The sequence below is a fragment of the Cupriavidus sp. a3 genome (assembly GCF_051015765.1).
Taxonomy (GTDB): Bacteria; Pseudomonadota; Gammaproteobacteria; order Burkholderiales; family Burkholderiaceae; genus Cupriavidus; species Cupriavidus oxalaticus_A.
The window spans coordinates 1,754,367-1,766,988 of the sequence record NZ_CP170643.1; the positions used below are offsets into that span (position 1 = coordinate 1,754,367).

Sequence of the window (12,622 nt, forward strand, 5' to 3'; positions counted from 1 at the left end):
GCAACCCTCATCGCATCACGGCCAGCAGCGTGGCCGCCAGGGTCAGGAAGCTGTACAGCAGGTAAGCGGAAATCCGTCCCTGCTGCATCCGGCCGATCAGGCGGGCCAGATACGATGCCAGATCGATCACGGGGACATACAGCCAGCGCCAGAAATGGTCCGCAACCGTGACCCGGTAGCGCGGCTGTTCGTCGAATGGCGTCGGCAGGTCACGACGCATCAGGAAAAACGGCTCGAAGATCTGGCGGATCGGCTGACCAAACCCCTCGGCAGTGTCCTGCATGCGCGCGGTGCTCCATGGGAAGCCGCAGGCCCAGGGCGGACTGCGGCGAAGCCGACCGTGGTAGAAGCGGCGCACCAGCAGATAGGCAAGCGCAAAACTGGCCAGAATACCTAACAGGAAAATGACCGGCCCATAGCTGGCCTGAGCCAGGCCGTTAGGCGCCAGCAGCCAGCCGCCGCCGGCCGCGGCCCGGGCGCCGAGTCCGCTCGCCACTAACTGCTGCGTCACCGGATCGATCAGCTGGACGAATTGGGTCGGGAGCAGGCCCAGCGCTATGCAACCCAGCGCCAGCCACAGCATGCCCGCGCGCTCCCCGCGCCCGGCGTCGTGCGCGTGGGCCAACTTGGGCTCACGCGGCTGACCGAGGAAGATCACGCCGAAGAACTTGACCATGGTGTAGCCGGCAAGGGCCGCCACCAGCGCGATCAGCGCGGCGACCACTGGGATCAGCATGGTCAGTATCGGCTCTGGGAGGCCAGGCGTGAACAGGAAGCTTTGCAGCAGCAGCCACTCCGAGACGAAGCCACCGAGCGGGGGCAGCCCCGCGCTGGCCAGCACGCCCAGCAGCGTCAGCCAGCCCACCCATGGCATATAGCGAATCAATCCGCCCAGCTTGCCAAGGCTTCTCTCGGCGGTAGCATGCAGCACGCTCCCGGTTCCCAAAAAGAGCAGGCTTTTGAAGAAGGCATGGCTGGCGACATGGTAGAGCGCGGCAGTCAGGGCCAGCGCGGCCATTGGCTTCATGCCGTAGGCCGAAAACAGCAGTGTCAGGCCCATGGCAACAAAGAGCAGGCCCATGTTCTCGATCGACGAATAGGCCAGCAGCCGCTTCATGTCGGTCTGTACCGCGGCGAAAACCACGCCGAACAGCGCGGTGGCCAATCCAACGGCCAGCAGCACTACGCCCCACCACCATAGACGCATCTGCAACAAGTCGAAGGACACCCGCAACAGGCCGTAGATCGCAGTGTTGAGCATGACACCGCTCATCATTGCCGACACCGGCGACGGCGCTGCCGGATGCGCCTCCGGCAGCCAGACGTGCAGCGGCAGGATGCCCGCCTTGGCGCCGAATCCAAACAGGGCGAGCAGGAAACCGACGGAGGCCCAGAACGGCGTCAGCGCCTGGGCGCGCATGTTGGCAAACGTATAGTCGCCGGTGTTGGCCTGTAGCACGCCAAAGCACAGCAGGATAGCGATCGCTCCGATGCGCGCCATCGTGATGTAGAGATGGCCGGCGGCGCGCACTTCGGCGATCCGGTGGTTGGCCGTCACCAGGAAGAACGATGACAGCGCCATGGTTTCCCACATCACCATGAATGAGTAGGCGTCGTCTGCCAGGATCACCACGGCCATGCTGGCGAGGAACAGGTGGTACTCAAGGCAGAGCAGGCCCGGCGGCGTGCCTTCCCCCTTGCGGAAGTAGCCAGCCGCAAACGTCGAGATGCCGGCCGCCGCTCCCCCCATGACCATCAGGAAGTAGGCGGACAGGCTGTCGAGCCGGACGTGGAACGGCAGTGCGGGCAGGCCAATGGGCAGCACGGCGACCTCGGGCGTGCCGAACACAGCGTGGAGCGCCAAGCCGAACAGCGCCAACCCTAGCAGCCCCCCGATGGGGAATAGCAGGTGGGATACCAGGTCAAACCGATGCAGCGCCAGGACCCCTGCCACAGCGACAAGCAGCCAGGCCCCAACCACAACAAGCATCCAGTCGAGATGGAGCCATTGCGTGAGTGGGGGCACGCTGCTCATGGATCAGGCTCCGCGGCGGGCCGCACGGCGCTTGGCAGGAGGTTTCGCAACGCGCCGCGACGGCGCGCCAACCGGTGACTTCTCTTTGCCCATGGCTTCCGCTTTATCCGTGTCCACGCCGCTGAGGACGTAATCGACGCCATGCTGGGCGAGGTAGTCGCGGATAAAACGCCGTATCACCTGCGAGGCGGTCAGATCCTGCTGTGCGCAAAGGCGCTCGAAGGCAGCCTTCTTGTTGGGATCGATGAGCAGCGTAAGCCGAGCGGTCTTTTGCTCCATGGGAGCCTCAAGATGGCAATACGATGATTACATGATTCACATCATAGATGATGGCCATGCGAATCCAAAGGACTTCGCAGTCGAGCCGCGCTCTCCCGCGTGGCGCCGGCGTCAGCAGAATGCGCACAGGCTTGCCGACCGCAGCATGCGACAAGTTGTAAACATTTCGTAGACCCAACCGATTGGGGTCTGCACCGAGCTTCGGATAGCGGTCGAGCAGTTGGGAGAAAGCGCCTGCGGTACCTCGACTGCTCAGCTCGGTCCACGCGACGGCAGGCCATACTGCGAGATCGCGTGTCTGTAGTTCGGACTAATGCGAATTGACTGATTAATTATTTTTAGAGTGTCGATAAAAATGTCAATTCATTTTCCGCCACCTTTATTCGACATGAGTTCCAGCCGGATACCTCGGTGACAAGTTTATTTTCTGCCACGGTTGTGGTCCAGTCCCAATCAGCCTTGCGGGGCCGTGTTTCAGTTCACCCTGCCGCCTCAGGACTGAATGCCTCTCCCCGACACCGGGGAAAGGCAGCAGGAACTTAAAGCGGCGGCTCGCATATTCCCAGTCGCTGCGCCATCAACACAAGCTCGGCAAACGTGTGCGCCTTCATCTTGCGCATGGCCTGGCCGCGATGAATCTTCACGGTGATCTCGCTGATACCAAGCTCGCCAGCGATTTGCTTGTTCAGCCGACCGGCAACAACCAGACACATGACCTCGGCCTCACGTGGTGTGAGGCCCTGATAGTTGGCTCGCAATTCATCAAGCTTGCGCATGCCACGGCGGCGCTGTTCATCCTTTTCCAAGGCTGCCGTCACGGCATCGAGCAGGTCCTGTTCGCGGAATGGCTTCGCCAGGAAATCCTCCGCGCCAGCCTTCATGGCAGCCACGGTCATGGGGATGTCGCCGTATCCGGTCATAAAAATGATCGGGACCGGGATGCCTATTTGCGACAACCGGGTCTGCAGGTCCAGGCCGCTCTGCCCGCGCAGCCTGACATCAAGCAACAGGCAGGTAGGCGCATCCGGAAACGCAAACGCGAGAAGTTCGGCAGCGGATGCGAACAGTGCGACACGCATGCCGACGGATCGGAAGAGATTCTCCAACGCGCCGCGAAGCGCTGCGTCGTCATCAACGATTAACACCATCGCTTCATCACTCGCGCTGTCCGCTGCTATGAAGCTGTTGATTGTCACGGTCTATCTCCAGTGCACCCATCGGTGCGGGTGCGCGAGCCTTCAGCCTGAGCCATGGGCTTCGCAAAACATTTTGTTACATCACGCTATGGGGTCGTCGGCTACTTATACCATGGGGTTAGTTCGAATCCGCAACCCACTGCCGTCATTCGGGTCGCGGCGATGGCAACGGCCGCACTCAAAACTTCAGCGGTCACTCATGCTGGTCATCGAACGGTGATCGGCCGATAGGCGCATCCCGTCCAGAACAACGGGCTTTGTCATAGTCGACAGGGCCGCGCGGCTAGGTGTCGGTTCAGCGTGAACCGAAGGAAACGGTATTCCTTGGTCCGCCGTTGGCGGGAACTTCTTTTACCGTCGAACATTGCCCGCGACGCCGGCATTTCCACCCTCTACCTCGTCCGCAACGAGATTGCGGTCAGCGACCAGCCTGCTCCAACGCGCAAGCTCCTGTTGAATAAACACCTGGAAATCTGAGGGGCCCGCGTGCACGACTTTGAAACCGTAACCCGAGAGTACCTCGCTCTTCGACAACTCGGAAAGGACCTGCTTCACCGCTAGATCAAGTTTCTCGATTCTCTCCTTCGCGGTCCCCTTGGGGGCCAGAACGCCATACCAGCCGGTGACCAACATGTTTGGCAAGCCGGCCTCGGCAAAGGTGGGTGTCTCGGGCGCTATCGATAGACGCGCGTCGTTCGCAACCGCCAGTGCCCGTAACTTCCCGGACTTGATGTGTCTGAGGCTATCGGCGCCAGCGAAGACTGCGTCCACATCACCGCTGATCGCTGCCATGACCGCCTGGACGCCGCCGTGGTACGGAACATGTGTCACGCGAATCGAGGCAGATTGCGAGAGCAACTCTATGGCGAGATGGCTCGTATTTCCGTATCCAGACGATGCCACGGTAACCGGATGGGACCTCGCCCGGACGACAAGGTCGGATACAGACGTGATTCTGGAAGTGGCTCCCACATAGAGAACCAACGGTTGCTTTGCTATGAGAGAGACTGGTTGGAAGTCGCTGACGGGATCATAGCCCGCCGACTTACTCACGAGTGGCCCGATCGCGTAGGCAGCGAGGGCGAGCACCAGCGTATAGCCATCGTTCTTAGCGCGCTGTATGTGCCGCAAGGCGATCTGTCCGCCTGCACCGGGCTTGTATTGAAGCACCACAGGCGCTCCCAGGGCCTTTTGCAGGCCGTCGCTGAGTGGGCGCGCCAAAAGATCCGCCGGCCCCCCCGGAGGATAAGGTACGACGATGGTGACTGGTTGATCCGGGTAAGCTGCCCACGCTGGCTGAACGGAAGTCATCGTTCCTCCCAGCAACAGCCATGCGCCAAGCACAGTCGCGCTTCGCACAATGGGCGCACGCTTCGTCCTGGCTCGCTCCATCGTCCATGTGGAGGTGCGTTCTACGATCGCGAGGGCTTCGAGTCGCATAATTTCCGCGAGTGTTTGCACAATCAAAAGAGCTAAGCAATTTTGCGAGATGATTCTAGCGGTCGGATCATACGCGGAGAAGTCGACTTGCTACACCCTGCCTTTGCCAGTCGGCTTCGTGACAGCAAAAGCCTGCCAGGTTTTCAGGGCGTTGGACCAGTAGACGTATTTAAGTACTTACCGCACGGCCCGCCGAAGGCTGCCCAATCAGTCATCAACAACCATCGACTATGTGTTGACGGGGGCGATTTGATAAGATGTAGCCTCCCGGCTGCGCCTGCAAGCAAGCCGTTTTTTTGCACATTTGTTCCCGATAACGGTGCTTTCCATGTTTTTCCCGCAGGCGGGCGTACGCTCAGGCTTTGATTCCACATGGGAGGCAGGCGACCGGCTGTTTGGCCGCGGCTGGCTGATGCAGGACGATGGTCGCAAGGTGCCCGTGCTCGGTGTCTGGCCTGCCGACAAGCATTGCACGCCGGCCGCGCTTGACCGGCTTGCTCACGAATATGCGCTTCGTGACGACCTCGATGCAACTTGGGCCGCCCGCCCGTCAAGTCTGTTGTGCGAGCGCGATGCGGCAGTGCTTCTGCTGGACGATCCGGGAGGCGAGCCACTCGCCCACCTGGTGGGTGGGCCGATTGACCCGGCGACGTTTCTCGACATTGCCGTGGCCGTGACCAAGGCGGTCAGTCATCTCCATCAGCGCGGCCTGGTCCACAAGGATTTGAAGCCTGCCCATGTCCTTGTGGCTCCGGACCGGCGCCAGGTGTGGTTGCTGGGCTTCGGCATCGCGTCGCGAGTGCAGCGTAGCGCCCAACCGCGTGCGGAAATTAGTGAGATCTCCGGCACGCTGGCCTATATGTCGCCAGAACAGACAGGCCGGATGAATCGCGCCATCGACGCGCGAAGCGACCTGTACGCACTAGGCGTGATCTTCTACCAGCTGCTTACTGGTGTGCTGCCCTTCGTCGCCAGCGACCCGCTGGACTGGGTCCATGCACACCTGGCGCGCAAGCCGTGCCCGCCGGCAGAGCGCAACCCGGCCGTGCCTGCGATGCTGTCGGCGCTTGTCATGAAGCTCCTGTCGAAAGCTCCAGAGGAGCGTTATCAGACAGCCGCAGGGCTGGTGCGGGACCTGCAGCACTGCCGCCGGGCATTGTTGGCGCATGGGCAGATTGCAGCGTTCGCGCTGGGGCAACGCGACCTCTCGGGCGCCTGGGAAATACCCGACCGCCTCTATGGCCGCGAGCAAGCCATGGCGACGCTGCTGGCAGCTTACGAGCGCGTGGCATGCACGGGACGCAGCGAGATGGTGACGGTCTCCGGCCATTCTGGCGTAGGCAAGACGTCGCTGATGCGGATGTTTGGTCGCGCGGTTGCCGGGCGCGGCGGGATCCATGCCGCCGGCAATTCCGATGCGCCGGGTGACGTAGCGATCGACGCGCCTGTCGATGCGGGCATACGGCTGCCCTATGCAGCGCTCGCCCGAGCAGTCAGCGGCCTGTTGCGGATCGGACTGGCAGATCACGCGGCCGACATGGCACCCTGGCGCACTGTCATCGCGGAGGCGCTGGGGCCGAACGCCGGTGCGCTTGCGCCATTGCTGCCAGAACTGCAGACGCTGCTTGGTCCGGTACCGTGGATGCGCGACACGCCCTCGCGCGAAACGGGGCCCCAAGTGCAGCTCGCGCTGCGCAACCTCGTGGCCGCCCTTGCGAGCACCGCGCGACCGCTGACGCTGTGCCTCGACGACATCCAGTGGCTCGACGACGAAAGCGTCACGCTGCTGCACCAGATGCTCACTGAGCCGGGCACAGCAGACCTGCTAGTGGTCTGCGCCTATCGCAGTCACGAGGTCGGGGACGGCCAGGGCGTGATGCAATGCGTCGATGCGCTACGCGCGGATGGTGCCGCAGTGACCCAGATCGAGCTGGGCTGCCTCGACGAATCTAACCTGCGGCAGCTCGTCGCCGACGCGCTCCATTGCGATACCGAAACGGCTGCCGCGCTCGCGCGACTGGTGATGGAGAAGACGGCCGGCAACGCGTTTTTCGCCACGCAGTTCATCAGTGAACTATCCGACGAGGGGCTGCTGCACTTCGACCACGGCTCGGCACGCTGGACCTGGGATCTCGGCCAGATCGCAGCCAAGGCGCTGACCGACAACGTGGTATCGCTGATGGTTGGACGGATCGACCGGCTGGCGGCCAGCACCCAATCCGCACTGGCCCTGCTCGCCTGCCTTGGCAACGACACCACAGTCGACACCTTGGCGCGCGGTTGGACCGGCGACACCGATGAACTAGAGCCCGCGGTCCGGGAGGCCGTGCGGGCGGGGCTGGTTTCGTGCAGGGAGAACGTGCTGCGCTTCTCCCACGATCGCATCCTCGAAGCGGCCTATTCGCGCATCGCCGAGCCGACGCGGCAGGCGTTCCATTTACGTGTTGGCCGACTGCTGCTGGAGCGCACGCCATCCGACGAGGTTGACGCGAGCATCTTTACCATCGTCGGACAGTTGAACCGCGCGACCGGCAACATCGAGGCACAGGGAGAGCGCGACAGGCTCGCGGAACTAAACCTGGCCGCTGCCCTGCGTGCCAAGTCCGCATGCGCCAACACCGCGGCGCTGCGCTATCTGTCGATCGGGCTTGCACTGCTGGGCGATCACGGCTTTTCCCGGCAAGAGCCCCTTGCCTTCGCATTGACACTGCACATGGCCGAATGCGAGTTTCTCACCGGGGACTCGGCACGCGCCGAGCATCGATTGGAGGCACTGGCCGCGCGCACCTCGTCGATCACCGCGCTGGCAGTGCTGACGCAGCTCCAGCTTGGCTTGCTGATGACCGGCGGGCGCCGTGCTGAAGCGGTCACGGTAGGCCTTGCTTACCTGCAGCGTGCAGGGGTCGAATGGGCATCGCATCCCAATGCAACGGCGTTGGCGCACGAGGAGGCGCTGTTTGCCCGTCAACTCGGCGGCCGCGAGATCGCCGAACTGGCCTCGCTGCCCCCGATGACGGATGCTGGCGCGCTCGCCACGATGCGCGTGCTGATTGCCCTCGTGCAGCCGGCCTGGTACACCGACGAGCATTTGCGCAGGCTTGTGCTGCTGCGCATGGTCAACCTGAGCGTGTCGCATGGCAACAGCGACGAATCTGCTCTGGCCTATGCATGGGTGGCAATGCTGCGTATGGCCGCGTCAACCGATGAGCCGGCCGGCGGCGCATTCGAGCGTCTGTCGATAGACGTTGCGGAACGGCGGGGCATTGATCGGATACGTGCACGCGTTTATCAAGTCGTCGGTGGGAATCTTCTGCATTGGTCCAAGCCGCTGCGGGTCGCGCGCGGCCTGCTACATCAGGCATTGGAGTTGACACAGCAAATCGGCGACCTCACCTATGCCGCGTACATCCGTAGCAACCTGATGACGCATGCGCTGGCAATCGGCGATCCGCTCGGCAGTGTTCAGCGCGAGGCCGACTCGGGCAGCGTGTTCGCATGGGGGCCGCGATTCACGCTGGTAGCAGACCGCCTTGCGCCCCAGCGCCAGCTCGTACGTACGCTGCGCGGATTGACGCCGGTCTTCGGCCGCTTCGACGCCAAGGATTTCAGCGAAACCTCGTTCGAAGCCCGGTTGCGCGGCGACGTGGGCCTGCTTCTGGTGTCATGCTGGTACTGGATACGCAAGCTTCAGGCACGCTACCTGGCTGGTGCCGCCGCAGAGGCGTTGGATGCGGCAGCTCAGGCGCATCCGCTTCTGTGGACCTCGCCAGCCTATTTCGAGCAGGCCGAATACCATTTTTACGCCGCGCTGGCACGCGCGGCGTGCTGCAATCCGGCCGTCGAAGGCGAACTGGCAGCGCACCTTCCCGCCCTGGCCGGGCACCATTGGCAGTTGGCACAATGGGCACGACGCTGTCCGGCGACGTTTGCGCACCGGGCCACGCTGGTCCAGGCGGAGATCGCGCGGCTCGAACGACGCGACATCGACGCGATGCGCGGGTACGAGTCGGCTATCGCCCTGGCACGCGAGAGCGACCTCATCCACATGCAGGCCCTGGCAAACGAGCTGGCGGCGCGCTTTTATCTGGATCGTCAACTTGATAACGTGGCGATGGTGTACTTGCGTCAGGCGCGTCACGGCTACATGCGTTGGGGTGCAGACGCCAAGGTCTGGCAGCTCGACATGCAGTATCCCGCTCTGGCAGCCGAAGCGGGAGCCGCCCTTGCCTCAACGTCGTCGATGGGCACGATTGGCGCGCCGCTCCAGCATCTGGACCTGGCCACGGTCATCGCGATCTCGGAGGCGATTTCAGGCGAGACCGGGTTGGAGCGGCTGCTGGCGACGCTGATCCGGACAGCGATCGAGCAGGCCGGCGCGACGCGCGGGCTGCTCATCTTGCCCGAAGGCGCTGAACATCGCGTGCAAGCCGAGGCTGCCGTTCGTGATGAAACGGTCATGGTGACATTGTCGGTGCGCCCGCTCGACGCGGCCGATATGCCGATGGCGATGATCGAGCACGTGCTGGATTCCCGCGAACACGTCGTCATAAACGATGGCTGCGCCAACGGAGCCTTTTCCGCTGACCCTTTTGTTAGCCAACGCCGGGCACGTTCTATGCTGTGCCTGCCGCTGCTAAATCAAGGCCGGCTGGCCGGAGTGCTTTATCTTGAAAACGCACTTGCGCCAGGCGTGTTCGTTCCGGCACGGATCGAAGTGATCAAGCTGCTGGCGTTCCAGGCGGCCAGTGCCATTGAGAACAGCCGGCTTTCCGAGCATCGCCGACGCGCAGATGAATCCCTGCGCCAGGCGCAGGCGGAGTTGGCTCACGCAAGCCGTGTCATGACACTTAATGCGTTGACAGCGTCAATCGCCCATGAGGTGAGCCAGCCCATTGCGGCATTGACCATCGAGGCGCGCGCCGCGCTACGGTGGCTCGATCGCAAGCAACCGGACGTCGGGCAGGCGGTCGCAGCGTTGGGTGCCATTGTCGAACAAGGGGAACGTGCTGGCAGCGTTATTGCGGGCATGCGTTCGATGCTGCGCAAGACCGGGCCTCAAGCGCAGCGGATCAATCTCAACGAGATGATCGCCGAGACGCTGCCGCTCTTTGCCGGCGAACTGGAGCGCACCCAAGTCATCCTGAAAACCGAACTCCTGCCTTCGCTGCCGCTGGTGTATGCCGATAAGATCCAGCTCCAGCAAGTGTTGCTGAACCTCGTGATCAATGCCGTTGAGGCAATGTGCGAGATCCTCGAGCATTCACGCGAGCTCATTGTACGCACCGCGGTCAGTCCGGCGCGTGAGGTAGTGGTCACGGTCCACGACGTCGGTGTCGGCCTGCCTGGCGATACGGAGCAGGTTTTCCAGCCCTTCTACACGACCAAAGCCGAAGGTTTGGGCATGGGCCTGTCGATCTGTCGCTCGATCCTCGAGGCGCATGGCGGGCGCCTGCACGCCTGGCCGAACCGGCCGAGGGGCGCGGTATTCGGGTTCGTTTTAAAGGCCGCCAAAACTGCGCCCGAAGAGAGTTGCGGAGTTTAGTCTTCCTAAAGAAATGCCAATCCGGCCACTCGCTTTGAACCTTTCAGACTTCGCCTCTTGCATCAAGGCGTGTGAGGCGGCCTTGACGCGCAGAAGGGCTTCATCAAGCCCTCACTGCAGCGGGCTACCACGCTAGCGGGGTTTCGTCCCCTGGCCATCCGGTGCCATCGGGCCGGCACGCAAGCCAAGTTCGCCGGGACCCTGATGACTCAATTCGCTAGGCCCGCTCAACCCCAGGCGCCTTGGAGTCGAGATCGGCCGTGCGGATCGTGCCTCCGCTAGAGCGCCGCGGGCCGCGGGCCGCGGGACTGCGTGACTATCGCACCGCAGTGGATTCGCGCTCGAACTCGCGGATCACCGGGTTGCCAAGAATGGCATCCCTCCCCGCCTCGATCAGGCGATCGACGTCCACCTCGGGCAGACGAAGTCTGGTCGGTATATCGTTCAGACTTGTGGCACGCTCCTTGTCAAGGGCTTCAAACGAGATCCGCGTGACGAAGAATTCGACTTCGTTGCACCGCCACCCTGGGCGGTATGCAGCGATCTCCTGCTGCCGAGAATGTGGCATGCCACACCGATACGCCACGAGGTCGTCGCGCCACTGCTGCATCATGGGAACGAAGGCGTCATAGCTCATTCGGACGTTGGTCGCCATCGCCGCGTCGATGGCCGCGCTTGCGACTTCGATTCCGGATGGGCCACCCTGGCTTCGGTTCCAATCGCCGCGCGGGCCCTGGCCGGCGTCAACAACGATGAAAAGCAGCCGCCGCACATTGACCGCGTCGTTCTCGCTCATGGGACCGTAAGCCGTGCCCAGCAGCAGGCGCGTTTGCAAAATGGTGGCCAAGCCGTAGTTGTCGGTCACCCCGCCGTCGACCAGCTTGATGTACTTTCCCTTCGACGTGTCCCGGTGACCGCGAACGGCGGTTGCCAACGCGCCCAGCAGCAGCGATTGCCCAGGCCTCTGGGCGTGGTCAAGGTTCGGCAGCGGTGCACTACAAGCCTCGGGATATTTATGAAGGACGATCGGTGCGAAGAAGAGCGGGACCGCCATGGACGCGGCGACGGCCTCGGAAACGGGAAAGCTCGCGAGATCACTGCATAGCGCATCGAATGCCAACTGGCTGAACGGGAACGCGACCCGGTAGTAGACATTGGTGGCGTTGATCCAGACGATTGGCTTGCCGCGGCGGAACATGTCTGCGTACGTCGCGCCCTTGAACACGTCTTCGTCGAGCCATGTCCGGAGATCTTCCCGATCGTTGAGGCCCCCCGCGAAGAGGCGCGCAAGGTTGACCGGATTCAGGAGACTGAAGCGAAGTCCCGCCTCTCCGTCCTTCAAGAGCACTGATCGAAAGGTCGCCAGGCTGGCCTTGCCGTGCAGGCCGTAGTACGCAGCGGTGATGGAGCCTCCGGACACGCTGCTAATGAATGCGACATTGTCGAGCAAGGACGCGCCCCCAGGACCTCTCATGGCGTCGAGCCCCTGCAGCGCGCCGAAGGCGAAGGCTGCGGCTCGCGTGCCACCGCCGGAGAACGACATGGCGACGGTTGTCTGGCCGGCGACGTCGGTGGGTTCGCGCATGGCCGCGGTTGCGCTGCCAGCCGCGGCCTGAGGCAGATTGCGCGGAGCATTGTGAGGAAGCGACCCGCAGGCACTGAGTCCCACCAGTAGAAGCAGCATCAGAGTGCGGTAGGCCGTGCCGCAGGCGTGTCGCTCTCTTCCCGCCCCACCCATTCGCCAAGGCAGGCTGCTCTTGCGGCCAAGAGGGTGGTCATGTCGAAACTTCCACATTGGACTAGCTCAGGTACGTGCTCGGCGTGGTGGCGGCCCGCAGGTCCAGTCCACTCTGCCCGCGGCAGCCGGACATCGAGCAGAAGGCAAGTGGCCGCGTAGGTCCCCACTCACGCCAAACTGGCATGATCCCGCAAAACATTTCATCACATTGCCGGGATCCTGAACACTTATACCATGGTGTTAGTTCGGCGTGGCTCTCGGAGCCAGCTCCAGTCGGTCAGTTTGCAGGCGACCGCAGATCAGAAGTCGCACGCAGCCCCTGTCTCCCCACGCCGCAAGGGCCGGTGAAGCCAGCCCTGCTTGCAATAGCACGGCGTGGCAGCGCCGCGATG

The 12,622-nt window shown here is 63.0% G+C and carries 6 protein-coding genes; 1 reads left to right on the plus strand and 5 read right to left on the minus strand.

Annotation, left to right across the window (positions count from 1 at the left end; translation table 11 throughout):
* Window positions 1-7 precede the first annotated feature (7 nt).
* The 4 genes from hyfB to ACAD63_RS08630 form a co-directional block, all read right to left on the minus strand.
* The gene (gene hyfB, locus ACAD63_RS08615; protein ID WP_135706936.1) at window positions 8-2,035 is read right to left on the minus strand and encodes a hydrogenase 4 subunit B; all 2,028 of its coding nucleotides are present in this window, start codon (window positions 2,033-2,035) and stop codon (window positions 8-10) included.
* 3 nt (window positions 2,036-2,038) lie between these two features.
* Window positions 2,039-2,314, minus strand: a complete 276-nt coding sequence (locus ACAD63_RS08620) for a ribbon-helix-helix protein, CopG family (protein ID WP_133092766.1) — start codon at window positions 2,312-2,314, stop codon at window positions 2,039-2,041.
* Between the two features lie 539 nt (window positions 2,315-2,853).
* Window positions 2,854-3,462, minus strand: a complete 609-nt coding sequence (locus ACAD63_RS08625; protein ID WP_133092986.1) for a response regulator transcription factor — start codon at window positions 3,460-3,462, stop codon at window positions 2,854-2,856.
* Between the two features lie 399 nt (window positions 3,463-3,861).
* Window positions 3,862-4,821: a Bug family tripartite tricarboxylate transporter substrate binding protein gene (locus tag ACAD63_RS08630; RefSeq protein ID WP_240746037.1), complete on the minus strand. Its 960-nt coding sequence runs from the start codon at window positions 4,819-4,821 to the stop codon at window positions 3,862-3,864.
* 457 nt (window positions 4,822-5,278) lie between these two features.
* Between ACAD63_RS08630 and ACAD63_RS08635 the strand changes: the two genes are divergently transcribed.
* A complete protein-coding gene (locus ACAD63_RS08635) occupies window positions 5,279-10,492 on the plus strand; it encodes a trifunctional serine/threonine-protein kinase/ATP-binding protein/sensor histidine kinase (RefSeq protein WP_434033772.1) in 5,214 nt (1,737 codons plus the stop codon).
* Between the two features lie 316 nt (window positions 10,493-10,808).
* On the opposite strand, the gene ACAD63_RS08640 is transcribed toward ACAD63_RS08635, so the two are convergent.
* On the minus strand, window positions 10,809-12,077 hold the full coding sequence (locus ACAD63_RS08640; protein ID WP_133092769.1) for a patatin-like phospholipase family protein: 1,269 nt from the start codon (window positions 12,075-12,077) through the stop codon (window positions 10,809-10,811).
* Between the last annotated feature and the right edge of the window lie 545 nt (window positions 12,078-12,622).

What these genes read in the sequence shown, in the direction of transcription:
- ACAD63_RS08625 (WP_133092986.1), bottom strand. Translation starts at nt 3,462, where the DNA reads ATGGTGTTAATCGTTGATGACGACGCAGCGCTTCGCGGCGCGTTGGAG.
- ACAD63_RS08635 (WP_434033772.1), top strand. Translation starts at nt 5,279, where the DNA reads ATGTTTTTCCCGCAGGCGGGCGTACGCTCAGGCTTTGATTCCACATGG.
- ACAD63_RS08630 (WP_240746037.1), bottom strand. Translation starts at nt 4,821, where the DNA reads ATGACTTCCGTTCAGCCAGCGTGGGCAGCTTACCCGGATCAACCAGTC.
- hyfB (WP_135706936.1), bottom strand. Translation starts at nt 2,035, where the DNA reads ATGAGCAGCGTGCCCCCACTCACGCAATGGCTCCATCTCGACTGGATG.
- ACAD63_RS08620 (WP_133092766.1), bottom strand. Translation starts at nt 2,314, where the DNA reads ATGGAGCAAAAGACCGCTCGGCTTACGCTGCTCATCGATCCCAACAAG.
- ACAD63_RS08640 (WP_133092769.1), bottom strand. Translation starts at nt 12,077, where the DNA reads ATGCGCGAACCCACCGACGTCGCCGGCCAGACAACCGTCGCCATGTCG.